A 24,832-nucleotide genomic window follows, 5' to 3' on the forward strand; every position below is an offset into this window, starting at 1 on the left:
ACCGTCTGTTCTCTCAAGCGAAGGCTCTCTCCTGTACGAGGGTTCCACTCAACGAATTGGTGTAGCGCTCACGGATCTCCACATTTGCGATCTGGCCGATCAGGCTGTCCGGCCCTTCCACATGCACGGGCTGGAGGTAGGGGGAACGGCCCGAAAGCTGCCCCGCCTTGCGCCCGTGCCCTGTGAACAGCACCGGAACCACGTGTCCCACCGTCCCGTCGTTGAACGCGTCCTGCTGCGTGCGCAGCAGGGCCTGCAGCGCCTGCAGGCGGGCGTCCTTGACGTCTTCCGCGACTTGCAGCGGCGCGCCGGCGGCCGGCGTGCCGGGGCGGGGGGAATATTTGAACGAGAAGGCCTGCGCGAAGCCGACATCGCGGATCAGTTGCAGGGTCGCCTCGAAATCGGCGTCGGTTTCGCCCGGATGGCCGACGATGAAATCCGACGACAGCGCGATATCCGGCCGGGCGTCGCGCAGGCGCAGCACCAGGTCGCGATAATCGGCGGCGGTATGGCCGCGATTCATCGCATCCAGGATACGGTCGGACCCCGACTGCACCGGCAGGTGCAGGAATGGCATCAGCGCCGGCAGGTCGCGATGGGCGGCGATCAGGTCCGCATCCATGTCGCGCGGGTGCGACGTGGTGTAGCGGATGCGCGCCAGGCCGGGGATGGCGGCCAGGGCCTCGGCCAGGCGCGCCAGGCCCCACACGCGGCCGTCCGGCCCTTCGCCATGATAGGCGTTGACGTTCTGGCCCAGCAGCGTGATCTCGCGCGCGCCGCATTCCACCATGCGCCGGGCCTCGCGCAGCACCGACGCCACCGGGCGGCTGGCTTCGGCACCGCGCGTATAGGGCACCACGCAGAACGAGCAGAACTTGTCGCAGCCTTCCTGGATGGTCAGGAACGACGTGATGCCGCCGGGGCTCTGCGGGGCCTGCGCATCCGGCAGGAAGTCGAATTTCTGTTCCGCCGGGAAGTCGGTGTCGATCACGGCGCCGGCGGCGCGCGCCGCGCGCGCCACCATCTCCGGCAGGCGATGATAGGTCTGCGGACCCAGAACGATATCGACGAAGGGCGCGCGGGCCAGGATCTCCTTGCCTTCGGCCTGCGCCACGCAGCCGGCGACGGCCAGCACGGTCTGCTGTCCCTCCGTCGCCCGGGCTTCCTTGACCAGGCGCAGGCGTCCCAGTTCGGAAAACACCTTTTCCGCCGCGCGGTCGCGGATATGGCAGGTATTGAGGATGACCATGTCGGCGGTATCGGGCGTGTCCACCGGGTGATAGCCCAGCGGGCGCAGCACGTCGGTCATCCGCGCGCTGTCGTACACATTCATCTGGCAGCCCCACGTGATGACGTGCAGGCCCCGCGATCCTGACGCGGGGGCCAGATCCATGGCGGGGGGGCAGGCAGGCTGATCGGTCACGGCTGAGACTTCCTGGGCGCGCCGCCGGACCATCCCGCGCGGTCGCGGGAACACATCATATGTGTGGCGCTTCGGGTCAAGGCCTTCTGCCGGGCCTATGGCCCGCCGAACCGGGGTACGACAGCATCATCGTGCGGGCTGACCTCTCCTCGGGCAATGCCGGGCGTGGCGTCGTCTGTCTCCGCAATCTGGCAAAGGAAGCGGGGATATTGTCAAGGCAACTCTCCGAGTCCCGAATCAAAAAAACCGGCGTCCCCCATATGACGCCCTGTGCCGATGCGTCGCCGCACGGCTTTTTTTTATCGTCTTGTCAAACCATTGCCTTATATACGAGGCATACGGATCATTCGGACGCGCGCGCGTCCGAAGGCGGGGTGAACGGATGGCCGGCCGGCCCGTTAGCAGGAACGAAGACAAAGGCGGGACAGGGACACATTGACAGGGTCACGGCGGCCCCGTGCGACATCGCGGGGAAGGGCGAGCAGGGCGGATCGTGCCGGAGAAGATCGTGCCGGGGCCGGACGCACCGCGTCCCGTCGGGCCGTCCTGGTCGTGGGGCTGGTCGTCTTCGTGGGCTGGATGCCGCCGCCCGTTCGCGGCGCGGACCCGCAATCCTACGTCACCGTGATCCGCCCGACCGGCCAGGGCGACCTGGACGCGGCGATCAGCGCGTCCTCCAGCCTGCTGTCCCTGCAGAAGACCAAGGCCGTCAGCCCGTTCGCGCTCGCCGGCCGCATCCGCAACGATTACGACCGCCTGCGCACCGCCCTGGAAAGCTACGGCTACTACGCCGCGACGATCCGCATCGCCGTCGGACTGCGCGCCGGGGGGCACGCCGCGCCGTCGGCGCCGCCGGCGACGATGGATGGCCAGGACCCGCGCCTGCCGGAATGGCTGCTGGCGGTTCCCAAGGGGCAGGCCGTGCAGGTCACCATCACGCCGGTCCGGGGCGACATCTTCCATCTGGGGCAGGTGACGCTGAAGCCGTCGCCGGAGGACGGCACGGCCCCGATCGTCCTCAACGCCCCGGAACGCACCGCCCTGGGCGTGGCCTCGGGCCATCCGGCCATCGCGTCCGACGTGCTGGCGGGCGGGGTGAACCTGCAGGCGGAACTGAAGGAGGAAGGCCACGCCCTGGCGCAGGTCGGCACGCCCAAGGCCTGGCTGCGGCCCCAGACCCATACGCTGGACGTCGAATACACCGTGCGGCGCGGGCCGATCGTGACGATCGGCGCCATCGCGCTGTCCGGGCTGAAGCGGACCCATCCCGCCTATATCGCGCGGCGGATCACCCTGCACCCCGACCAGCTTTACCAGCCGTCACACATCGAGGCGGCGCGGCAGGACCTGGCGTCGCTCGGCGTGTTTTCCGACGTGCAGGCCAGCGACGCGCCGCCGCTGACGGCTGGCCGGCAAATGCCGCTGAACTTCGCCTTCACCGAGGGCAAGCAGCGGATGGCGGAGGTGGAGGGCGGATATTCCACCGACCTGGGCGGCCGGGGCGGCGTAAGCTGGACGCACAACAACATCTTCGGCAATGCCGAGCGCCTGCGCCTGACCACCCTGGTGACGGGACTGGGCGGTTCGGCGCAGCAGGGGCTGGGCTATGACGTATATGCCGACCTGCTGAAGCCGGATTTCGGTGACCGCGACCAGAACCTGAGCGTGCGGGTCGAGGGAATCCGCCAGTTGCTCTATTCCTACCGGCAGACGGCGCTGCTGGTCCGCGCGGGCATCGTCCGCCATCTGGGGCGGCGATGGACGGTGTCTTTCGGCGGCGAGGCCGAACAGGAACATATCGAACAGATGGGGATGTCCAACGACTACACCATCGTGTCCCTGCCCCTGTCCGCGACCTATGACAGCACGGGGCTGACCAACCCGATCGACCCCGCGACCCACGGGGTGCGCATCGCCGCCAGCGCGACGCCCTCGGCCTCCCTGATCAGCGGCACGTCGTTCTTCACCATCCTGCAGGCGACGGCATCCACCTATTTCGACCTGTCGCATGTGGGCCTTTCGCGGCCCGGGCGCAGCGTCTTCGCGTTTCGCGGCGTCGTCGGCAGCGTGCAGGGGGCTTCGACGTTCGAGATTCCGCCTGATCAACGCCTGTATGCCGGCGGCAGCGCGACCGTGCGCGGCTTCCGCTACCAGGGCGTGGGGCCGCAATTTCCCAACAGCAAATACGCGATCGGCGGCACGTCGATGGATGCGGGCACCGTGGAATTCCGCCAGCGCCTGTTCCGCAGCTTCGGCGCGGCGCTGTTCGCCGATGCCGGCCAGGTCGACACCGGCAGCAGCCCCCTGCATGGCACGCTGCGCGTCGGCGCAGGGGCAGGGGTGCGGTACTATACGCCGATCGGCCCGGTGCGGGTGGACGTCGCGTTCCCGCTGAACCGGCCGGCGCAAGGCGATACGTGGGAACTCTATATCGGCCTGGGGGAAACCTTCTGATGGCGCCCGACAGTCCCGCTCCGACCCCGCCATCCGCCCGCGTGCCGGGGCGCCGCTGGCGCCGGATCGCCGCATGGACCGCCGGCATGGTGGTGGGCGTGCCGCTGGGCCTGGTCCTGATCGCCACGCTGGGCATCCTGGTCGCCGCCAATACCGGCTGGGGCCGCCATGCCATCGAACGGCAGACCGCGTCGCTGACCGGCGGCACCGTGACGCTCCAGGGGGTGTCGGGCCGGTTTCCCGATGCGCTCAGGATCGGCCATATCGCCCTGAACGACCGCAACGGGACGTGGCTTGCCATCGACGGGCTGGTGCTGGACTGGCGGCCGACCTATCTGCTGGCCAGGCGCGCGCGCATCGACCGGATCGCGATGGACCGCCTGGCCATTCCCCGGTTGCAGGCCGCGTCCACCACACCGTCCGCGCCCTCGACCGGCCGCAAGGGCGGGCTGGATCTCGGCATCGATATCCGCGCCGTCCACATCGCCCGGATCGAGGTCGGGGCCGATATCGCCGGGGTGGCGGCGGACTTCGCCCTGGATGGCCAGGCGCGTCTGGCCCATATCGCCCCGGTGCTGAACGGGGTCAGCGTCGCGACATTGCCCGACGCGCGGATCGACCTGCGCCTGAAGCGCCTGGACCGCGACGGGACGCTGGCCCTGCGCACCGACATCGTGCCCCGGCGCCTGGGATTGCATCTGACGGCCGATGAGGGACCGGGCGGCTTCGCCTCCACGGCCGGGCTGGAGCCCCTGGACCCGTTGCACCTGGTGCTGGACCTGGATGGTCCGCGTGATGCGAACCACCTGGATTTTGCACTGAAATCGGGGGAATTAACTTCTAAAATAAGTGGCTTGATCGACTTCATTCACGTCAAGACTCAACTGTCGATCGGCGTTCATGCGCCGGCCATGACGGTGCGGGACGGCATCGGCTGGCAGGGTATCGCGCTGGATGCCCACCTGTCGGGCGACGTGCATCATCCGGTCGGCCAGGGGCAACTGACGCTGGACCAGCTTGCCGCGTCCGGGGTCGCCGCCAGCCGGGTGCTGGTGACGTTCGACGGGCATGAATCGGCGGCGGGCCAGCCGGCCCTGGCCCGCCTGCATGCCGCGATCGACGGGCTGTCGATCCCCGGCGCCCGGCCGACCGTATTCGCCGCCGATCCGCTGACGCTGGATCTGGCGCTGCATCCCGATGAGGCCGACTGGCCGCTGGATATCGGCCTGAACCCATACCCTGCTGCATCTGACGGGCCGGGTCATGACCGCCAAGCCGGCGCATGGGGATTTCGACCTGACGGTGCCGCAACTGGGGCCGCTGGCGGCGGCGGCCCCGGTGGCGCTGGCCGGCCGGCTGGGCCTGCACGGATCGTTCGCCATGCCGACCCGGCCCGAGGGCGAGATCGGCCTGGCGCTGGATGGCGATCTGGGCATCACCGGCGGCATACGGCAAGCGGCCGATCTGGTGGGGCCGGATGGCAAGCTGGCCCTGCGCGCCGCGATCACGCGCGGCCATGGCGACAGCCCGCGCGTGATGCGCATCGACCGGCTGACCCTGGACGGGCAGGCCGTGCACCTGGCCGTGACGGGCAGCCAGACGGGGGCGCGGGCGGCCGGTTCGCCAGTGCGGGAAGCCGGCGGAATGCTGGACGCCACGGTGCATCTGGCGGTGGACGACCTGCAACGCGCACTGCCCGCGCTGCGGGGGCAGGCGGCGCTGAACCTGGCCGTCAACGGGCCGATGAACGACCTGTCCGCTACCGCGCACCTTCAGGGGCAGTTGGGCACCACCGGGATGCCGGCGGGGCCGATCATGCTGGATGCGGTGTTCCACCATCTGCCCGCGACCCCGCAGGGCACGGTGCTGGCGCAGGGCAGCCTGGACGGTGCGCCCCTGTCGGTCGCGGCCGACCTGGAACAGGACGCGGAGGGCAGGCGCACCCTGGACCTGGGGCACCTGGACTGGAAGAGCGCGTCGGGAAAGGGGCGCCTGGTCCTGAATCCCGGCAAAGTGGTACCGCTGGGCACGCTGGACCTGCAGATGACGCGCCTGGCCGACCTGTCGCGCCTGGTCGGGCAGGATGTATCCGGTTCGGTGGTGGCCTCGGTCCGTACGTCGGACACGCCGAAGGGCGGACAGGACGCTTCGCCGCCGGTCGTGACGCTGCATCTTGACGGCAGCCTGGCCAGCGCGCGGGCCAGCCTGCGCCGGGTGACGCTGGCGGGCACCGTCGCCGACCCGCTGGGCGCGATGCGCACCGACATGGCGCTCAAGCTCGACGGACTGGCGATGAAGGGTGCGGCGGGCAACGCCAGCATAACCGCCCGTGGCCCGCAGGACGCGCTGGCGATCGCAGCCACGGCGTCATTGCCCGACCTGATGGGTGCGCCGGCCGCGCTGACCACCGCCATGGTCCTGGACGTGCCCGGGCGATCGGTCGCGCTCCGTACCCTGCAGGCGAATGCGCGGGGCGAATCCGTACGCCTGCTGGCCCCGGCGCGGATCGGCTTCGGCAAGGCGATCGGGGTCGACCGCCTGCGTGCGACCCTGGCGCCCCCCGGCGTCGCGCCCGCGCAGATCGACATTGCCGGCACGGTGAAGCCCGCCCTGGCCCTGACCGCCACGATCGACAACCTGACCCCCGCCATCGCCCGGCCGTTCATGCCGTCGCTTCGCGCGGATGGGACAATGACGGCCCGCGCCGTCCTGCGCGGCACGTTGGCCAGCCCGCAGGGAACGGTGACGGTGGCGGCCCGCAACATGAAATACAACGCCGATTTCAGCGGCGCCCTGCCGCCGGCCAGCCTGGACGCCACGGCGCAGCTCTCGGGCACGCAGGCGCGGATCGACGCGACCGCGCGGGCCGGCGCGATGGTCGACCTGGCGGTGCGCGGGACGGTGCCGACCGGGGCGTCGGGCGCGATGGCGCTCCAGACCAGCGGGCGGATCAACCTGGCGGCGGCGAATGCCTATCTGGGTGCCCAGGGGCGGCAGGTCGAAGGCACGGTGCAACTGGCGCTGGGCGTCGGTGGGCCGTTTTCGGCACCCCAGGCTTCCGGCACCCTCACGCTGGCAGGGGGTCAGATCCATGATTACGCCCAGGGGGTGCAGCTTTCGAACATGGCGGGCACGATCGTGGCGCGGAAGGATGTGCTTGCGATCGACAATTTCTCGGCCTCGGCCGGGCCGGGCCGGATCACGGTGAACGGAACGCTGGGGGCCTTCCAGCCCGGCCTGCCGATCGACCTGCGGATTACCGCCGATCATGCCCGGCCGCTGTCCAGCGACCTGGTTACCGCCGAAATCAACACCGACATGACGATCCGGGGCAGGCTGGCCTCGCGGATCGACGTGGCCGGGCGGGTGGTCATCCCGCATGCCGAAATCAACATTCCCAATTCCCTGCCGCCGTCGATCGCCCGGCTTGACGTCATCCGCCCCGGCGCGGACGGGCAGGTGCCGCAGGATACCGGCAGCAGCCTTGTCGTCGGGCTGGACGTCACCGCGTCCTCGCCGGGCCAGATGTTCGTGCGCGGACATGGGCTGGATGCGGAAATGCAGGGACGGCTGCATGTCGGCGGCACGGCCGACGCGCCGGCCATTACCGGCGGGTTCGACATGCGGCGCGGCAATTTCAACCTGGCGGGAATCTCGCTGGACTTCACCAAGGGGCGGGTGGCCTTCAACGGGTCCGGCGTCACGCAGGCGATCGACCCAACCCTGGATTTCGAGGCCGAACGCGCGACGAATGCCGGCACGGCCCGGCTGGTCGTGGGCGGATATGCCAGCGCGCCGAAGATCACTTTTTCCTCCTCGCCGCCCCTGTCGCAGGACCAGATCATGGCGATGCTGCTGTTCGGGACGGATGCCCAGTCGCTGTCACCGACCCAGATGGCCGAGATCGCGGGTGCCGTTGCGACCCTGACCGGCGGATCGGCCTTCGACCCGTTGGCCAAGGTGCGCAACACGCTGGGGCTGGACCGGCTGCAACTGGCCGGCGGCTCCGGCGTCGGCAAGGGCACCGGCACCAGCGTCGAGGCCGGGAAATACGTGATGCGTGGCGTCTATGTCGGCGCCAAGCAGGCCACGTCCGGTTCCGGCACGCAGGCGCAGGTCCAGGTGGACCTGACACGGCGGCTGAAGCTGAACACGACGGTCGGGACCGGGGGGAACGTCACCGGCTTCACCACGCCCGAGAACGATCCCGGCAGCAGTGTCGGCCTGTCGTACCAGTATCGATACTGAACGCGGAGGCTGCTTCAAAAGTCCTGCTGCTGGCGATCCGACGCGCGTTTCCTGCGCTCCGCTGCTCACGGCCCGTAAGGCCGCTCCGCTTCGGTGCTCAAAAACACACGACGGACGCGGCCCTTCGGGCCGATCTCGCTCAGCATCAGGACTTTTGAAACAGCCTCTCAGGCATGCCGGCCGCCATCTGTTCCAGGATGGCGGCGGTCCCGGCCACGACGTCGTCCCAGGCGTGCGGGCGTGGCTGCCGGATGATGCGCAGGGTCGGATACCACGGGCTGTCCTCGCGCCCCGACAGCCAGCGCCAGCAATTGTCGTAGCGGTCCAGCATGATAACCGGCCGGCCGAGCGCGCCGGCCAGATGCACGATCGACGTATCGACCGACACCACCACGTCCAGCGACGCGACCAGCGCCGCCGTGTCGTCCATGTCGCGCACGTCCTCCATCGGGTCGTACAGCCGCATGTCGTCGGGCAGGTCGGCCATCTGGGCGGTCGCCGGCCCTTTCTGCAGGCTGACCAGATTGATGCCGGCGACGCGGCCCAGCGGTGCCAGCGCCGCCAGCTTCATCGACCGCCGGCGGTCGGTCATATAGGCCTTCGTCACGTCGGGGCGGGAGGAGCCTGCCCAGACCACGCCGACATTCAGCCGCCCGTTGGACGGCAGATAGGGCCGCCAGTGCCCGGACCAGTTCGGGCGAGGCGGTCAGGTAGGGCGGCGGGTCGCCCATCGCCTCGGCGGTCGCGGCGAAGACCCGGGGCAGGCTGATCAGCGGGCAATGCCAGTCATAGGCTGGCACCGGGGCCGGGGCCGGCTGGTCGCCGGTGATGACCCGATGCAGGCCGGCGATGCGCCGGACCAGGGGCGCCAAAGTCTCGGGCACCCGTACGGTCAGGCGCGCCCCCCGGCGGACCAGCGGGGGAAGATAGCGCAGATACATCAGCGTATCGCCCAGCCCTTCCTCGTGCGTCAGCAGGATATGTGTGCCGGCGATGTCCAGGTCCGGGGTCAGCGACGGCATCAGGGTGGCGGCCGACACGCTGGCATGGCCCGGCAGGCGGAAGCGCCATTCATGCTCGGTCCACCCCTCGGCGTAGCGCCCGGCCTTCAGCAGCGCGATCGAGTGGTTCAGCCGGACGCGGGCGTCGTCGGGGCGCAGCGCGATGGCCTGGCGGAAATGGTCCAGCGCGGCGTCGAACGTGTTTTCGGCCGCCAGCAGGTGGCCGCGGTTGGCATGGGTCGTCGCATCGTCGGGATGGGCTGCCAGCACGCGGCGGAAGATGGCGTCGGCTTCGGCATTGCGGCCCTGTTCCGACAGGCACGCCGCCATCAGGTTCTGCGCGGACAGGCTGTCGGGGCGCAGGTCGATGGCCGTCCGCAACCGGGCCTCGGCATCGCGGAAGCGCCCGAGCTGGATCAGCAGGTCGCCCAGCGATTCATGGGCGCGCCCGTCATGCGGCGTGCGGGCGACGACTTCCTGCAGCACGGGTTCGGCATCCGCGCGGCGGTTCTGGGCGACCAGCAGCGTGACCAGGTCGTAGGCCGGATGGACGGCGGCGGGGTAGCGAAGGGCCAGGGCGCAGAACAGCGCCGCCGCGCGAACAGGTTCATGGCTGCCGCCCAGCGCATAGGCCAGCAGCAGGTTCAGCCGCTCGTCGGGGTGTTCGCCGGGGCGGATGCCGGGCCGGGCCGCCAGGGGTTCCAGCAGCGCCCGCGCGTCGGCGAACCGCCCGGCCCTGATCCAGTCCAGGGCCTGCCGCAGGGGGGCATTCAGGTCGGCAGGCGGGGAATCCGGGTCGGCGATCGTTTTCATGAAGACTTCATGGCGCGGAACCGTGCGGCGGGTCCAGCATGGCGTGAACCTGCTTCAGGACCGCCGAGGGCTCGAAGGGCTTGCCCACATAGCTATCGCGGTTCGCGCTTACGGCCGATCCGTCGCCCCGCGCGGCGGTGCCGGTCACGTACAGCACCGGCAGGTCCGGCCATTTGGCCCGGGCCGCCGCCGCCACGTCCGATCCGCTCATCGGACCGGGAATCCGCATGTCGGTCAGCAGGATCGACAGGCAGGGCTGGGCATCGATGGCGGCCAGGGCGGTGGCGGTATCGTCGGCCTCCACGACCGTGAAGCCGCCACGCTCGCGCAGATAGGCGGCCAGGGCCATGCGAATCAGGAAATCGTCCTCGACAAGCAGGATCGGGGCTTTATCCATGGGCACGGCATCGGGCAGATGTGTCGGTGTCAGGTGAGTCATGGGCTGTTCCAACGCACCGGACCGGGGACGGTTCATGGCGGGTGCCCGGGATGGCTGAACAGACCTGCGCTGATGCGATAAGCTGCCGGGCGCGTCACGCGACAACAGGATGGCCGGAATGATCGACCCGTTTACATGGCTTGCCGGATGGATCCAGGAAAACTGGCTGATCCCGATCCTCTACCGTTTCGGATGGATGGAGTGGGAGGACACGTCCTTCCTGTGGGCGATGTTCGCGATCTATGGCGTGCTGCAGGTCGTGCTGAACCTGGCGATCTGCATGCCGCTGGAACGGTTCTGGCCGCTGCGGACATGGGAAAACCGCGACAATGTGACGATGGATGTCGTCTATACCCTGATCGCGCGGATCGGCATCTTCCCGCTGGTGACGTTCTTCGGATTCTACGAGATCCAGACCTGGATGAACGGGGTCCTGACCGATCACGGCTATATTCCGCCCACCCTGGAATCCACCTTTCCCACGCTGATGGACTGGCCGGTCGCGACCTTCTTCCTGTACGCGGTGATCCTGGATTTCGCCGATTACTGGCGGCACCGGCTGTCGCATGTCTTTGCCTGGTGGTACGGGCTGCATGCGCTGCACCATGCCCAGACGCAGATGACCTTCTGGTCGGATGATCGCAACCACCTGGTGGACGACGTCATCTCGTATGTCTGGGCGATCGCCGTGGGCCTGCTGATCGGGGTGCCGCCGCTGCAGTTTCCGCTGCTGATCCTGGTGCTGCGCCTGGTCGAAAGCCTGTCGCATGCCAATACGCGGGTGGGTTTCGGCTGGCTGGGCGAACGGCTTCTGGTTTCGCCGCAGTTCCACCGCGTGCATCACGGCCTGCGCTCGGCCGGGCGCAATTCCTGCAATTACGGCTCGGTCTTTCCCTGGTGGGACATGATCCTGCGCACCGCGAATTTCTCGCACAGCGTGGTGGAGACCGGGGACCCGAAGGCCGAGGCCGCCCTGGTCAGCGGCGGCTGGCTGGCCCAGCAGGCGGCCGGGCTGCGGCTGTCCTGGCGTCTGGCGACCCGGCGCTGGCGGCGGGCAGGGGCCGCCGGTTCGTCCAGCCCCACGGCACGGTGACGATGCGCACGACCCGGGACCGGATCCGCTACGTCCTGCTGTTCGAAACCCTGGGGCTGGCCATGGTGGTGCCGGGCGGGCAGGCGGTACTGGGCATCCGTGCCGCCGACATGGGCGCGATCGGGCTCGGCTCGACCAGTGTCGCGGTCCTGTGGAACTACATCTTCAACCGGGGGTTCGACCGTGCGCTGCTGGCGCTGAAGGGCACGACGCACAAGGTGCTGGCCGACCGTCTGGCGCATGCCGTGCTGTACCAGGTCGGGCTGATCGTGATGCTGGTGCCCGCGATCGCCCTGTATCTGGGCCAGGGGCTGCTGTCCGCGTTCGTGGCCAATATCAGCCTGACCCTGTTCTACCTGGTGTACAATTTCGCCTTCACCTGGGCCTACGACATCGTCTTTCCCGTTCCGGCCGCAGCCCTTCCGCACGGCGGCCGGGCATGAAAAAGGCCCTGGAAGACGCGCTTTCAGGGCCTTTTTCCATCATCCCGGGGAGGGGCGTCAGGCCGCCTTCATCGCCGCCGTCAGGGCTTCCAGAACCGCCGTGGGTTCCTTGCCCTCCAGCACCGCGACCTCGGCCACGAAGCGTTCCTGGGCGGCTTCGAACAGCTTGCGCTCGCTGAAGCTGCCGTCCAGGCTGTCGACATTGCGGCGCAGGTCGCGCAGCACCTCGGCGATCTGCACCAGGTCGCCGGAATTGATCTTTTCCTGGTAGGCGACGGCGCGGCGGGCCCACATGCCACGGCTGACATGCGGCTTTCCCTTGATGATCGCCATCGCCTTGTCCACGATTTCGCGCGACACGATCTTGCGCAATCCCGCCTTGCGCGCCTTCGCCAGCGGAATGCGCAGGGTCATCTGGTTGCCGGGAAACGAAATCTGGATCATTTCCAGCTTGGTGCCCGCGATCTCGTCAATGCCGATGCGATCCACCCGTCCGACGCCATGCGCGGCATAGACGATGGCGTCGCCTTCGCGGAACGGGTCCTCATCCTTGACCTTGGTCTTGGCCTGCGCGGCGGTTGCGGCAGCGGCGGTGCGGGCCATCGCATCGGTCACGCCGCCCTTCGGGGTCGTTCTGAACATGCTCATGCAATACTGTATATCACATTTTTCGTAACATGTCTCGGTCCCCCGCCGGGTGGGGGTGTGGTCAGGATTGCACGCCGCGCACCGGCGCAATGGGGCCGCCGACCGGCTGGCCCGCCGGCTGCAGCAGGTCGATTTCGATCGTCCTGGCCATGGTCAGCATCGGCATGGCGTGCGGCGAGCGGACGAACGGTTCCTGCAGGTCGCTGCCGATCTTGTCCAGCGCCACGAACAGCAGGCCGACCAGGGACGACCCCAGGGGCGTGATCCAGCCCAGCGTCTGCACCATCGACAGCGGCAGCACGACGCAGAACACATTCGCCACCAGCCGGGGAATCAGGGAAAACTGGATCGCCAGCGGCGTGTTGCGAATGCGCTCCAGCCCCCCCTGGGCATTGGCCAGGTCGGACAGGATGCGGTCGATCTGGCCGTGGACGGCCCCGTCGATTCCCTGCCGTGCGACCTCCTGGTTCACGGCTAGGCCGATCTGGTAGAGGATCGCATTCGGCTGGTTCGTCCAGCCGGCGATGGCCTGCTGCATCGGGGGCGGCAGCAGGCGCTCCACGTCCTCGGCGCAGTCCAGGCGGCCCAGCGCGCCGCGCAGGGCATAGGGATAGGCCGCCATGGCCCGCGCCAGGTCGGGCCGCCCGCCCAGCAGCGAGCCCGCCTGCCGCCCGAAGGACCGGCAATTGTTGGTGATGGCGCCCCACAGGGTCCGTGCCTCCCACCAGCGATTATAGGCGGCGGTGTTCCGCACGCTCAGGAACAGCACGACCGCCGAACCGATCAGCGAGACCGGCAGCGTGGGCTGTTCCATCCAGTCCTGGTGATAGACCTGGAACATGATGACGACGAAGACGTCCCACGCGCCCAGGATGGCCAGCGCCAGCAGGCTTTCGCGCATCAGAATGAACAATCCGATCCGCCGGTCGACAATCATCGCAGTTCTCTCCCTTTCGATGGGTCGGATTCACGTGGACCATAGTGGCTGACATGGCATGACCGGAAAGACAATGTCCTGCCGGGAAAGATGAAATTTGTGACGAACGGGACATCTTCTGTCGCAGTCGGCGCGGGGCACGGGCCCGATCCGCGCCATTGACCATGCCAATACCAGGGGGCTTTATGGCCCAGACGATTCCAGATCCGACACGGGGAGTATCGTAGTCATGGATGTCAGAGCGGCTGTCGCCTTCGAGGCAGGCAAACCCCTTGAAATCGAAACCGTCCAGCTCGAAGGCCCCCGCGCGGGCGAGGTCCTGGTCGAGATCAGGGCCACGGGCCTGTGCCATACCGACAAGTTCACCCTGTCCGGCGCGGACCCCGAGGGGCTGTTCCCCGCCATCCTGGGGCACGAGGGCGCCGGCGTGGTGGTCGAGGTCGGGCCGGGGGTGACGCACCTGAAGCCCGGCGACCACGTGATCCCGCTCTACACCCCCGAATGCCGCGAATGTAAATCCTGCCTGTCGCGCAAGACCAACCTGTGTACCGCGATCCGCTCGACGCAGGGAAAGGGCCTGATGCCCGACGGCACGTCGCGCTTTTCCTACAAGGGGCGGCCGATCCGTCATTACATGGGCTGCTCGACCTTCGCGAACTACACGGTCCTGCCCGAGATCGCGCTGGCGAAAATCCGCCCCGACGCGCCGTTCGACAAGGTCTGCTATATCGGCTGCGGCGTCACCACCGGCATCGGCGCGGTCCTGTTTACCGCCAAGGTGGAAACGGGATCGACCGTCGTGGTGTTCGGCCTGGGCGGGATCGGTCTGAACGTCATCCAGGGGGCCAGGATGGTGGGGGCCGACATGATCGTCGGCGTCGACATCAATCCGGCGCGCGAGGCGATGGCGCGCAAGTTCGGCATGACGCATTTCGTCAATCCGAAGGACCTGGGGCCCGACGGCGACATCGTCGGCCATCTGGTCGAACTGACGGGCGGCGGCGCGGATTATTCGTTCGAATGCGTGGGCAACCCGACGCTGATGCGCCAGGCGCTGGAATGTTCCCATCGCGGCTGGGGTCTTTCGACCATCATCGGCGTGGCCGGTGCGGGGCAGGAAATCAGCACCCGCCCGTTCCAACTCGTCACCGGCCGGCGGTGGATCGGCTCGGCCTTCGGCGGCGCGCGCGGGCGCACGGACGTGCCGAAGATCGTGGACTGGTACATGGAGGGCAAGATCAACATCGACGACCTGATCACCCACACGCTGCCGCTGTCGCGCATCAACGAGGGATTCGACCTGATGGCGCGGGGCGAGAGCATCCGCACCGTCGTCGAATTCTGATCCGATGCCGATTACCACCCGCGAGACGCATGCGTGCTGCGGCGGCACGGTCGGATATTACAGCCATCTGTCCGACAGCCTGGGGCTGGAGGCGCGCTTCGCCGTCTTCGTTCCCGATGGCGCGTCCGATGCGGCGCGGGTACCGGTCCTGCATGTCCTGGCCGGCCTGACCTGCACCGAGGAAACCTTCCTGATCAAGGCGAACGCCATCCGCTTCGCCGCCGAATACGGGATCGCGCTGGTGGCCACCGACACCTCGCCGCGCGGTGCCGGCATCGCGGGCGAGGACGACAGCTACGATTTCGGCAGCGGGGCCGGATTCTACCTGGACGCGACCCAGGCGCCGTGGGCGGCGCACTACCGGATGGGACGCTACGTCGCCGAGGAACTGCCCGCGCTGACCGAGGCCCATTTTCCGCTGGACGGTACCCGGCGGGGAATCATGGGCCATTCCATGGGCGGCCACGGGGCGCTGGTCCATGCGTTGCGCGCGCCCGACCGCTGGAAGTCGGTCTCGGCGTTCGCGCCCATCGTGCACCCCGCCGCCGTGCCGTGGGGCGAAAAGGCGTTTTCAGGTTATCTGGGCCCGGACCGCGCCACCTGGGCGGCGCATGACGCCACCCTGCTGCTGCGGGCGGGACGGACGCATCCGACCACCATCCTGGTGGACCAGGGCGAGGCCGACCCGTTCCTGCCCGAACAGTTGCAGCCGTGGCATCTGGAAGAGGCCGCGAAGGCGGCAGGGCAGGGCCTGATCCTGCGCCGCCACGCCGGATACGATCATTCCTACTGGTTCATCCAGTCCTTCATCCAGGATCACCTGACCCATCACGCGGCGATCCTGCGGCGATAGGGGCCTATTCGCCTATAAGGTGCAGGATGATTTCGCGTCGATGGGGCTGGCGGCGGTGTTCGAACAGGTAAAGCCCCTGCCATGTGCCCAGGACCGGCCGCCCGTCGGCAACCGGGATCGAAAGCTGGGTCTGGGTCAGCATGCTGCGCAAATGGGCCGGCATGTCGTCCGGTCCCTCGTCGTCATGAATGTAGCGGCCGGGCGCCTCGGGGACCAGCGCCTCGAAATAGCGCTTGATGTCCTCCAGCACCGTCGGGTCGGCGTTTTCCTGCACGGTCAGCGAGGCCGAGGTATGCCGGCACCATAGCGTCAGCAGGCCGGTTTCGATCCCGGTATCCGCGACCCAGTGCAGGACGTCGCGCGTGAACATCACCAGGCCCTTGCCGTGGGTGGCGATGCTGAGGCGATGCAGGGCCTGGCGCATGGGGATGCTCCCGATAATGTGTCTCTATTTCAGGAAGCCGACGAGGCGTTCGACCTCGCTGACGATCGGCTCGGCAATGGCGTTCGCGCGTGCGGCCCCTTCGCGCAGCACGGCCTGCAGGTGCTCCGGGGCGTCCAGCAGGCGCCTGGTTTCCGCCCCGATGGGCGTCACGGCCGCGACCAGCACGTCGGTCAGCGCCGCCTTGAACGGCCCGAACCCCGTGCCGCCATGGCGGGCCAGCACGTCCGCCACCGTCATGCCGCTCAGAACGGCATAGATCTCCACCAGGTTCCGGGCCTCGGGGCGTGATTGCAGGTCGGCGGGGTCGGTGGGCAGGGGTTCGGGGTCGGTCTTGGCCCGGCGGATCTTCAGCGCGATCGCGTCGGCGTCGTCGGTCATCTCGATCCGGCTCTGGGCCGACGGATCGGATTTGGACATCTTCTTGGTGCCGTCGCGCAGGCTCATGACCCGCGCGGCGCCGGCAGGAATCAGGGCCTCGATCGCCGGGAAGAAGTCCACGCCGTAATCGTGGTTGAATTTCTGTGCGATGTCGTTAGCCAGTTCCAGATGCTGGCGCTGGTCGTCCCCGACGGGCACCCGCGTCGCCTTGTAGGCCAGGATGTCGGCCGCCATCAGGTTGGGGTAGATATACAGGCCGGCCGAATGGTTTTCGCGGTCCTTGCCGGCCTTGTCCTTGAACTGCGTCATCCGGTTCAGCCAGCCCAGGCGCGACACGCAGTTGAAGATCCAGCCCAGCCGGGCATGGGCGCTGACGGCGGACTGGTTGAACAGGATATGGGCCTTGGGGTCGATCCCCGCCGCCAACAGCACGGCGGTCTGGGCCAGCGTCTGCTGGCGCAGCGCCTCAGGGTCCTGCCACACCGTGATGGCGTGCAGGTCCACGAGGCAGAAGATGCACTCATGGTCCTGCTGCAGCGCGACCCAGTTGCGGATCGCGCCCAGATAGTTGCCCAATTGCGGAATGCCGGTCGGCTGAATGCCGGAAAAGATGCGTTGCATGGCCGTTCTTTTCAGGCGTTTCCCCCCGTCCGGTCAAGCCGTCCGGTCCGGGGGGACATGCCGGCTACTGCGGCTTGGAGACACCCAGAAGCTGGATCTTGAAGACCAGCGGGCTGTCCGCCGGGATGATGCCCATCGAGCGATGGCCATACCCCAGTTCCGGCGGAACGTAGAGCATCCAGATATCGCCGACATGCATCAGCGGCAGGCCTTCCATCCAGCCCTTGATGACGCCGTCCAGCGGCATCTGCATATAGGCGCCCTGGCCGTGCTGGTCCGAACTGTCGAAGATGCCGCCTTCGGGCAGGCGGCCTTCGTAGATCACCATCATGACATCGCCCGGAACGGGGCTCTGCCCGTCCTTGGGGCCGGATTTCAGGACCTTGTAGGCCAGGCCGTCGGGCAGCGACTGGACGCCGGGCTCGGCCCGGACCTTGGCCATGAATTGCGCCGGGGTCATCTCCGGCTTGTATTCCTCGGGGCGGCTCCCCCCGCAGGCCGCCAGCGGCAGGGCCAGGGAAGAAGCGAGAAGGAGGGGAATGAAGCGGGACAGACGTTTCATGACACCTCGGTCAGACAGGACGAATGGAACGACATGCGGGACGCGATCCTACAGCGCGCCGCCGCGCCGTCCGATCTGCGCGCCCAGACGCAGACGCAGGGCGTTCAGCTTGATGAAGCCCAGTGCATCGCTTTGATTATACGCCCCTTCGTCGTCTTCGAATGTCACAACGCGGGTATCGTACAGGCTATGGGGGCTTTCCCGCCCGACGCAGATCACATTGCCCTTGTACAGCTTCAGCCGCACGCGTCCGGTCACGGAATGCTGGCTTTCGTCGATCAGGGCCTGGAGCATGCGCCGCTCGGGCGAGAACCAGAAGCCGTTATAGATCAGTTCGGCATAGCGGGGCATCAGGCTGTCCTTCAGGTGCCCGGCCTCGCGGTCCAGCGTGATGGTTTCCATGCTGCGATGCGCCGCCAGCAGGATGGTGCCGCCCGGCGTTTCGTAGATGCCGCGCGACTTCATGCCGACGAAGCGGTTTTCCACCAGGTCCAGCCGCCCGATCCCGTTGGCCTTGCCCAGTTCGTTCAGCCGCGCCAGCAGCGTGGCGGGGGACAGGGTGACGCCGTTCAGCGCCACCGGGTCGCCCGAGACGAAATCGATCGCGATTTCGGTCGCGACGTCCGGCGCGGCCTCGGGCGAGATCGTGCGCTGGAAGACGATTTCATCGGGTGCGACGGCAGGGTCTTCCAGCAGCTTGCCTTCGGACGAGGAGTGCAGCAGGTTGGCATCGACCGAGAACGGGGCCTCGCCGCGCTTGTCCTTCGCGATAGGGATCTGATGTTCCTCGGCGAAGGCCAGCAGCCGCGTGCGCGAGGTCAGGTCCCATTCCCGCCAGGGGGAGATGACCGTCACGTCGGGCTTCAGCGCGTAATAGGCCAGTTCGAAGCGCACCTGGTCGTTGCCCTTGCCCGTCGCGCCATGGGCCACGGCGTCGGCACCCACGGCCTCGGCGATTTCGATCTGGCGCTGGGCGATCAGCGGACGCGCGATGGAGGTCCCCAGCAGGTACTGGCCTTCATACAGCGTGTTGGCGCGGAACATCGGGAAGACGAAGTCCTTGACGAAGGTCTCGCGCAGGTCCTCGACGAAGATTTCCTTCACGCCGAACATTTCGGCCTTCTTGCGGGCGGGTTCCAGTTCCTCGCCCTGGCCGAGGTCGGCGGTGAAGGTGACGACCTCGCACCCGTAGGTGGTCTGCAGCCAGCGCAGAATTACCGATGTATCGAGCCCGCCGGAATAGGCGAGCACGACCTTCTTGACGTCCTTTACGGCCATGGGGAGGACACTCCTGTCGTCGAGGCTGCGCGATGATGCGGCGTTCCGCACCGATGTTCCGGGTCCTAGCACCGGATCGCCGCCGGTGCCAGCGGGCGCGCCGCCAATTCGGCGGCGTGCCTGTGTCCGGGGCTCAGGCCGTGGCGTTCCGGCGCTCGCGCTCGCTTTCCGTCCGCAACTGGCCGCACGCGGCCAGGATGTCGCGCCCGCGCGGCATGCGGATCGGCGAGGCGAAGCCCGCATCCATCACGATCTGGGCGAATTTCGCCAGTTGTTCGCGCGTGGACGGCTTGTAGGCGCTGCCGGGCCACGGGTTGAACGGGATCAGGTTGACCTTCGCGGGGATGCCGGCGATCAGGCGGACCAGTTCGCGGGCTTCGGCCTCGCTGTCATTCACGCCGCGCAACATGATGTATTCGAACGTGATGCGCCGTGCGTTGCTGGCGGTGGGATAGCGGCGGCACGCCGCGATCAGGTCCTCGATCGGATATTTGCGGTTCAGCGGGACGATCTCGTCACGCAGGTCGTTGCGCACCGCGTGCAGCGAGATCGCGAGGTTGATTCCCAGTTCGGACCCGCACTGGTCCATCATCGGGATCACGCCCGAGGTGGACAGGGTAATGCGGCGGCGCGACAGGCCGATGCCCTCGCCATCCATGATGATCTTCATCGCCTTGGCGATGTTCTCGTAATTATACAGCGGCTCGCCCATGCCCATCAGCACGATGGTCGACAGCAGGCGCGGCGTGTCGCCCTTTGGGCTGGGCCATTCGCCGTAGCTGTCGCGTGCCGCCATGAACTGGCCGACGATTTCCGCCGCCCCCAGGTTGCGCACCAGCTTCTGCGTGCCGGTATGGCAGAAGGTGCAGGACAGCGTGCAGCCGACCTGCGAGGAAATGCAGACAGCGCCCCGATCCTCGCGCCGGTCGGGGATATAGACCGTCTCGGCCTCCTGCCCGTCGCGGAAGCGGAAGAGGAACTTGCGGGTCTCGTCCGTCGAGGTCTGCACCATCGCCGCATCGGGCCGGCCGACGACGAAACGCTCGGCCAGCTTCGCCTGCAACGGCTTGGCGATCGAGGACATGCGTGCGAAATCCGTGACGCCCTGGTGATAGATCCAGTGCCACAACTGCTTGGTACGAAAGGGCTTCTCGCCGATTTCCACCAGCGCCTGCGTCAGTTCTTCGCGCGACAGGCCGACCAGTTCGCGCCGTCCGTCGGGCAGCACGCCGGCCGGTGGGGCGAACAGCGCGGATTTTGCCAGAATCCGCTTTCGTTCGACCTCGGTCATCGAGGCCGCCAGTCCGGTTTCGGCGGGCTGCTGGGCGGGGGCGGGAACGGCGGTCATGGACAGGTACTCATGCAACGGACGTGGGCGAAGGGCGGAATCCGCGCTGCCTATCACATCCGGACGCAAATGGGGGAATTACTATCCGTCCCGCCGCGCGGCGATCAGGAATTCGCGGTTGCCTTCCGGGCCCGTGATCGGGCTGGGTTCGATCCCCAGCACCGTCCAGCCGGGCATGGCGGACCACCAGTCGCGGATGGTGGCGCAGACCGCGTCATGGATCGCGGGGTCGCGCACCACGCCCTTTGGCCCCACCGCGTCGCGCCCGGCCTCGAATTGCGGCTTGATCAGGGCCACGGCCCCGGCGCCCGGACGGCACAACGCCAGCCCGGCGGGCAGGACCGTGCGCAGGCCGATGAAGCTGGCATCGCAGACCAGCACGTCGATCGGGTCGGGGATCGTCGTCGCATCCAGCGCGCGGGCGTTGCATTTTTCCAGCACCGTCACGCGCGGGTCGCTGCGCAGCTTCCAGGCCAGTTGGCCATGCCCGACATCGACGGCATAGATTTTTGCCGCGCCGTGCGTCAGCAGGACGTCGGTGAAGCCGCCGGTCGACGCGCCGACATCCAGGCAGATGCCGCCTTCGGGCGACAGGCCGAAATGCGCCAGCGCATGCGCCAGTTTGATGCCGCCGCGCGACACCCAGGGATGATCCTGTCCCTTCAGCCGCAGCGGCGCGTCCTCGGGCAACTGGTCGCCGGCCTTGGCCACGCGCCGGTCGCCCGAAAAGACCAGGCCGGCCAGGATCAGCGCCTGGGCGCGGGTACGGCTTTCCACCAGTCCCCGGTCGACCAGCATCTGGTCCGCGCGTTGCTTGGCCACCTGTGCGCCCCTTCGTTCCTTTCCGGGGGCGGTCAGGCCGTCTGTTGGGACGCGGCAACCCCCAGGGCCTGCATGGCGCATGCGGCGATGGCTGGGGCGTCCAGGCCGGCCTGGTGGTATTGGGCGTCCTGGGTGTTGTGGTCGATGAAGCGGTCCGGCAGGGTCATGGGCCGGAAGCGGATGGTGTCCAGCAGCCCGGTGCGGGCCAGGTGGTGCATGACATAGGCGCCGAAACCGCCCTCGGCGCCGTCCTCGATGGTCAGCAGCACGGCGTGGTTGCGGGCCAGGTTCTCGATCAGCGCGGTATCCAGCGGCTTGGCGAAGCGGGCGTCGGCGACGGTGGGGGCCAGCCCCTGGGCGGCCAGCATGTCGGCGGCCTTCAGCACCTCGGCCAGGCGGGTGCCCAGCGACAGGATGGCGATACCGCCGGTCTCGCGCCCCGACTGGCGGCCCATCTCGCGGATGATGCGGCCGCGGCCGATCTCCAGGATCTCGCCGGCCTCGGGCAGCGCCAGGCCCAGCCCGTTGCCGCGCGGGTAGCGCAGGGCGATCGGCCCGGCATCGAAGGCGCAGGCGGTCGCCGTCATGTGCAGCAGTTCCAGCTCGTCGCTGGGGGCCATGATGGTCATGCCCGGCAGGCAGCCCAGATAGTTGATGTCGAACGCCCCGGCATGGGTGGCGCCGTCGGCGCCGACCAGCCCGGCGCGGTCGATGGCGAAGCGCACCGGCAGGTTCTGCAGCACCACGTCATGCATCACCTGGTCGTAGGCGCGCTGCAGGAAGGTGGAATAGATGGCGCAGAACGGCCGCAGCCCCTCGGTCGCCATGCCGGCGGCGAACGTCACCGCATGCTGTTCGGCGATGCCGACATCGAAGAAGCGGTCGGGGCAGGCGCGGGCGAAGGCGTCCAGCCCGGTGCCCGAGGGCATGGCGGCGGTGACGGCGACGATGGTGTCGTCCTGCTTCGCCCGGCGCACCAGCTCGCGGCTGAACACCGAGGTATAGCTGGGCGGTCCCGGCGGGGCCTTCTTCTGCTCGCCGGTCACCACGTTGAACTTGGCCACCGCGTGGTACTTGTCACCCGCCGATTCGGCCGGGCGGTAGCCGCGTCCCTTCTCGGTGAGGATGTGCAGCAGGATCGGGCCCTTGTCGTCGGCGTCGCGCAGGTTGCGCAGGATCGGCACCAGCTGGTTCAGGTCGTGGCCGTCGACCGGGCCGACGTAGTAGAAGCCCAGCTCCTCGAACAGCGTGCCGCCGGTGATCATGCCGCGGGCATATTCATCGGCCTTCTTGGCGGTGCGCTCCAGCCGCTCGGGCAGGCGGCGGGCCACCTTGCCGGCCAGGTCGCGCAGGCCGAGGAACTGGCGCGAGGACATCAGCCGCGACAGGTAGTTGGACATGGCGCCGACCGGGGGCGCGATCGACATCTCGTTGTCGTTCAGCACCACGATCAGCCGCCCGGCGCCGGGGCCGGCGACCGAGGCGTTGTTCATCGCCTCGTAGGCCATGCCGGCGGAAATCGAGCCGTCACCGATGACGGCGACGACGTTGCGCTCGCGATAGGCGGGGTCGTGCTCGGCGCGCAGGTGGTGCGCCACCGCCATGCCCAGCCCGGCGGAGATCGAGGTCGAGGAATGGGCGGCGCCGAACGGGTCGTATTCGCTCTCGCACCGGCGGGTGAAGCCCGACAGGCCGCCGGGCTGGCGCAGGGTGCGGATGCGCTCGCGCCGTCCGGTCAGGATCTTGTGCGGATAGGCCTGGTGGCCGACATCCCAGATCACCCGGTCGGCCGGGGTGTCGAACACCGCGTGCAGCGCCACCGTCAGCTCCACCACGCCCAGCGACGCGCCCAGGTGCCCGCCGGTGGTGGATACCGCGTCCACCGTCTCGGCCCGCAATTCCTCGGCCAGCTGCTTCAGCTGCTCCACCGACAGGTTCCGCAGGTCCTCGGGATACGCCACCCGGTCCAGCAGCGGAAAGCGGCCACGCGTCGGAACCGAGCCCCCCGGCTGTGCGCCTGTGTTCTGTTCGGACATGATACTCAGCTCCTGCGATCGACCACGTACTGGACGAGATTCCGGAGCCTGTCGGCTTCGGCACCGAAAACATCAAGATGCGATTCGGCCTGTTCGGCCACACGCCGCGCCTCGCGCGCGGCGCCGTCGACGCCCAGCAGGGCGACATAGGTGGATTTGCCCGCGGCCTGGTCCTTGCCGGCGGTCTTGCCCAGTTCCTCGGCGCTGGCCGTGGCGTCCAGCACGTCGTCGGCGATCTGGAAGGCGGCGCCCAGGTCGCGCCCATAGGCCGCGATGCGCGCGCGCGCCGGCAGGTCCGCGTCGCCCAGGATCGCCCCGGCTTCCGCCGCGTAGCGGATCAGGCAGCCGGTCTTCAGCGCGTGCAGGCGCTCGACCTCGGGCAGCGAAAGGGCGCGGCCCTCGCCATCCATGTCGATCATCTGGCCGCCGACCATGCCGGCGGCGCCCGACGCGGCGGCCAGCGCCGCGACCAGGCCGATGCGGATGGTGGCGCTGGGGTGGGTCGCGGTGTCCGTCAGGATCTCGAAGGCCATGGTCTGCAGGGCATCACCGGCCAGGATGGCGGTGGCCTCGTCGAATTTCCTGTGCGTCGAAGGCTGGCCGCGGCGCAGGTCGTCATTATCCATCGCCGGCAGGTCGTCATGCACCAGTGAATAGGCATGCAGCATCTCGACCGATGCGGCGACCCGATAGGCCCGGGCGGGCTCCACGCCGAACAGGCTTGCGACCTCCGCCGTCAGGTAGCCGCGCAGCCGCTTGCCGCCGCCCAGCGTCGCATAGCGCATCGCGTCCACCACCCGGCCTTCGGCGCCCGGCACCGGCGGAAGAAGGCTGTCGATCGCGGCCTCGATGGCCGTCGCCCTGTTCGACAGGGAGGACCGCAGCAGGCTGGCGCGATCCGCGGAGTTCTCCATGTGGGCTGTCGCAGTTGTCTGGCTCATCGGCGCATCAATCCATAGATTTCGTCTCCAGCGCGCCATCGGCGCGCTGGATAATCGCCTGAACGCGGGCGTCGGCCTCGTTCAGCTTGGTGTCGCAATATCGTCTCAGGGCCGCACCCCGCTCATAGGACGCGATGGCGTCCTGAAGCCGCAACTGCCCGCCTTCCAACTGACGCACGATCTCTTCCAACTGGGCGAGGGCGTCTTCGAAGGAGAGCTGGGACAGGTCTTCCGTCATGGGTGCGATACTTCCATCATGAGGCGGAGGAATTACTCCCTGCCGGGCGCTTCTGCCAAGGGCGTAGGGGATATGACATGAATTTGTGCAGCTTGTGGCATTTGGGCCACGTCTTTGGAACGAATGCGAAAATAAGCCGTCTAACTGCCGGGATCGGTGGCCGGTGCCTGCTCGGGACGGCGGCGGATGACGAAGGAAAGCACGCCCGCATCCTCGCCGAACGCGATCAGCGCATGGCCGGTCTCGCGGCAAAAAGCCTGGAAATCCGCCACACTGGCGCGGTCGGTGGCCACCACGCGCAGCCGGTCGCCGGGCCGCATGCCGCGCAGGGCCCGGTTGGCCTTCAGTACGGGAAGGGGGCAGCTCAGCCCTTTGACGTCGAGCACGGTCTCGCTCATGACATGGAATCTCCGGAGGCAAGGGCGCCGGGGGAGGGTGGAAACGCCCGCTTACCGGCTGTCTTTAC

The 24,832-nt window shown here is 68.2% G+C and carries 23 protein-coding genes and 1 pseudogene; 6 read left to right on the forward strand and 18 right to left on the reverse strand.

Annotated elements, in window-relative coordinates; all coding sequences use genetic code 11:
• Positions 1 to 13: 13 nt before the first annotated feature.
• A complete protein-coding gene (gene miaB / locus GDIA_RS00360; protein ID WP_041249370.1) occupies positions 14 to 1,393 on the reverse strand; it encodes a tRNA (N6-isopentenyl adenosine(37)-C2)-methylthiotransferase MiaB in 1,380 nt (459 codons plus the stop codon).
• Positions 1,394 to 2,002: 609 nt separating this feature from the next.
• Between miaB and GDIA_RS00365 the strand changes: the two genes are divergently transcribed.
• Positions 2,003 to 3,877, forward strand: a complete 1,875-nt coding sequence (locus tag GDIA_RS00365) for an autotransporter assembly complex protein TamA (protein ID WP_144880023.1) — start codon at positions 2,003 to 2,005, stop codon at positions 3,875 to 3,877.
• Here GDIA_RS00365 and GDIA_RS19560 read toward each other — a convergent pair.
• The gene (locus GDIA_RS19560) at positions 3,850 to 4,683 is read right to left on the reverse strand and encodes a hypothetical protein (protein ID WP_244410152.1); all 834 of its coding nucleotides are present in this window, start codon (positions 4,681 to 4,683) and stop codon (positions 3,850 to 3,852) included. The two genes, GDIA_RS00365 and GDIA_RS19560, sit on opposite strands and share 28 nt — an antisense overlap.
• Positions 4,684 to 4,710: 27 nt before the next feature.
• On the reverse strand, positions 4,711 to 5,142 hold the full coding sequence (locus tag GDIA_RS19565; RefSeq protein ID WP_244410154.1) for a hypothetical protein: 432 nt from the start codon (positions 5,140 to 5,142) through the stop codon (positions 4,711 to 4,713).
• Here GDIA_RS19565 and GDIA_RS00370 point away from each other — a divergent pair.
• Positions 5,141 to 8,125 carry a translocation/assembly module TamB domain-containing protein gene (locus GDIA_RS00370; protein WP_244410155.1) on the forward strand — a complete coding sequence of 995 codons (2,985 nt, stop codon included), beginning with the start codon at positions 5,141 to 5,143 and terminating at the stop codon, positions 8,123 to 8,125. The two genes, GDIA_RS19565 and GDIA_RS00370, sit on opposite strands and share 2 nt — an antisense overlap.
• Positions 8,126 to 8,270: 145 nt before the next feature.
• On the opposite strand, the gene GDIA_RS19810 is transcribed toward GDIA_RS00370, so the two are convergent.
• The 3 genes and pseudogenes from GDIA_RS19810 to GDIA_RS00380 form a co-directional block, all read right to left on the reverse strand.
• Positions 8,271 to 8,717 carry a glycosyltransferase family 9 protein gene (locus tag GDIA_RS19810; RefSeq protein WP_322785797.1) on the reverse strand — a complete coding sequence of 149 codons (447 nt, stop codon included), beginning with the start codon at positions 8,715 to 8,717 and terminating at the stop codon, positions 8,271 to 8,273.
• A 556-nt stretch (positions 8,718 to 9,273) separates the two neighbouring features.
• A pseudogene (locus GDIA_RS19575) lies at positions 9,274 to 9,939 on the reverse strand (tetratricopeptide repeat protein); the annotation flags it as partial.
• 7 nt (positions 9,940 to 9,946) lie between these two features.
• Positions 9,947 to 10,378 (reverse strand): response regulator, encoded by a 432-nt coding sequence (locus GDIA_RS00380; protein WP_012552951.1) that lies wholly within the window; start codon positions 10,376 to 10,378, stop codon positions 9,947 to 9,949.
• Between the two features lie 118 nt (positions 10,379 to 10,496).
• Between GDIA_RS00380 and GDIA_RS00385 the strand changes: the two genes are divergently transcribed.
• Entirely contained in the window at positions 10,497 to 11,471 is a 975-nt protein-coding gene (locus GDIA_RS00385) for a sterol desaturase family protein (RefSeq protein ID WP_012552952.1), read from the forward strand.
• A gap of 2 nt (positions 11,472 to 11,473) precedes the next feature.
• Entirely contained in the window at positions 11,474 to 11,914 is a 441-nt protein-coding gene (locus tag GDIA_RS00390) for a PACE efflux transporter (RefSeq protein WP_012225411.1), read from the forward strand.
• Between the two features lie 57 nt (positions 11,915 to 11,971).
• On the opposite strand, the gene GDIA_RS00395 is transcribed toward GDIA_RS00390, so the two are convergent.
• Both GDIA_RS00395 and GDIA_RS00400 read right to left on the reverse strand, forming a co-directional pair.
• Complete coding sequence (locus GDIA_RS00395; RefSeq protein ID WP_012225412.1) at positions 11,972 to 12,562, reverse strand: CarD family transcriptional regulator; 591 nt, start codon at positions 12,560 to 12,562, stop codon at positions 11,972 to 11,974.
• Between the two features lie 61 nt (positions 12,563 to 12,623).
• Positions 12,624 to 13,499: a bestrophin family protein gene (locus GDIA_RS00400; RefSeq protein ID WP_012225413.1), complete on the reverse strand. Its 876-nt coding sequence runs from the start codon at positions 13,497 to 13,499 to the stop codon at positions 12,624 to 12,626.
• A gap of 229 nt (positions 13,500 to 13,728) precedes the next feature.
• On the opposite strand from GDIA_RS00400, the gene GDIA_RS00405 reads away from it, so the two are divergent.
• Positions 13,729 to 14,844, forward strand: coding sequence for an S-(hydroxymethyl)glutathione dehydrogenase/class III alcohol dehydrogenase (locus tag GDIA_RS00405; RefSeq protein ID WP_012225414.1), 1,116 nt, complete (start codon positions 13,729 to 13,731; stop codon positions 14,842 to 14,844).
• Positions 14,845 to 14,848: 4 nt separating this feature from the next.
• On the forward strand, positions 14,849 to 15,697 hold the full coding sequence (fghA, locus tag GDIA_RS00410) for an S-formylglutathione hydrolase (RefSeq protein ID WP_012225415.1): 849 nt from the start codon (positions 14,849 to 14,851) through the stop codon (positions 15,695 to 15,697).
• Between the two features lie 4 nt (positions 15,698 to 15,701).
• Here fghA and GDIA_RS00415 read toward each other — a convergent pair whose 3' ends face one another.
• The 10 genes from GDIA_RS00415 to GDIA_RS00460 all read right to left on the reverse strand — a co-directional run bounded on the left by GDIA_RS00415 (position 15,702) and on the right by GDIA_RS00460 (position 24,764).
• Positions 15,702 to 16,121, reverse strand: coding sequence for a secondary thiamine-phosphate synthase enzyme YjbQ (locus GDIA_RS00415; protein WP_012225416.1), 420 nt, complete (start codon positions 16,119 to 16,121; stop codon positions 15,702 to 15,704).
• Positions 16,122 to 16,145: 24 nt separating this feature from the next.
• Positions 16,146 to 17,141 carry a tryptophan--tRNA ligase gene (gene trpS / locus GDIA_RS00420; RefSeq protein WP_012225417.1) on the reverse strand — a complete coding sequence of 332 codons (996 nt, stop codon included), beginning with the start codon at positions 17,139 to 17,141 and terminating at the stop codon, positions 16,146 to 16,148.
• Between the two features lie 64 nt (positions 17,142 to 17,205).
• Positions 17,206 to 17,703 (reverse strand): FKBP-type peptidyl-prolyl cis-trans isomerase, encoded by a 498-nt coding sequence (locus GDIA_RS00425; protein WP_012225418.1) that lies wholly within the window; start codon positions 17,701 to 17,703, stop codon positions 17,206 to 17,208.
• Positions 17,704 to 17,751: 48 nt separating this feature from the next.
• On the reverse strand, positions 17,752 to 18,981 hold the full coding sequence (locus tag GDIA_RS00430) for an argininosuccinate synthase (RefSeq protein ID WP_012225419.1): 1,230 nt from the start codon (positions 18,979 to 18,981) through the stop codon (positions 17,752 to 17,754).
• Positions 18,982 to 19,114: 133 nt separating this feature from the next.
• Positions 19,115 to 20,329, reverse strand: coding sequence for a dual-specificity RNA methyltransferase RlmN (rlmN, locus tag GDIA_RS00435; protein WP_012225420.1), 1,215 nt, complete (start codon positions 20,327 to 20,329; stop codon positions 19,115 to 19,117).
• Positions 20,330 to 20,410: 81 nt separating this feature from the next.
• Positions 20,411 to 21,151, reverse strand: coding sequence for a TlyA family RNA methyltransferase (locus GDIA_RS00440; RefSeq protein ID WP_012225421.1), 741 nt, complete (start codon positions 21,149 to 21,151; stop codon positions 20,411 to 20,413).
• A 32-nt stretch (positions 21,152 to 21,183) separates the two neighbouring features.
• Positions 21,184 to 23,187 carry a 1-deoxy-D-xylulose-5-phosphate synthase gene (dxs, locus tag GDIA_RS00445; RefSeq protein ID WP_012225422.1) on the reverse strand — a complete coding sequence of 668 codons (2,004 nt, stop codon included), beginning with the start codon at positions 23,185 to 23,187 and terminating at the stop codon, positions 21,184 to 21,186.
• Positions 23,188 to 23,192: 5 nt separating this feature from the next.
• Positions 23,193 to 24,128, reverse strand: coding sequence for a polyprenyl synthetase family protein (locus GDIA_RS00450; RefSeq protein ID WP_012225423.1), 936 nt, complete (start codon positions 24,126 to 24,128; stop codon positions 23,193 to 23,195).
• Between the two features lie 7 nt (positions 24,129 to 24,135).
• Complete coding sequence (locus GDIA_RS00455; protein ID WP_012225424.1) at positions 24,136 to 24,366, reverse strand: exodeoxyribonuclease VII small subunit; 231 nt, start codon at positions 24,364 to 24,366, stop codon at positions 24,136 to 24,138.
• A gap of 140 nt (positions 24,367 to 24,506) precedes the next feature.
• Positions 24,507 to 24,764: a sulfurtransferase TusA family protein gene (locus GDIA_RS00460; RefSeq protein ID WP_012225425.1), complete on the reverse strand. Its 258-nt coding sequence runs from the start codon at positions 24,762 to 24,764 to the stop codon at positions 24,507 to 24,509.
• Positions 24,765 to 24,832: the final 68 nt, after the last annotated feature.

Origin of the sequence: Gluconacetobacter diazotrophicus PA1 5, from assembly GCF_000021325.1 — a bacterium.
Classification (GTDB): Bacteria; Pseudomonadota; Alphaproteobacteria; order Acetobacterales; family Acetobacteraceae; genus Gluconacetobacter; species Gluconacetobacter diazotrophicus.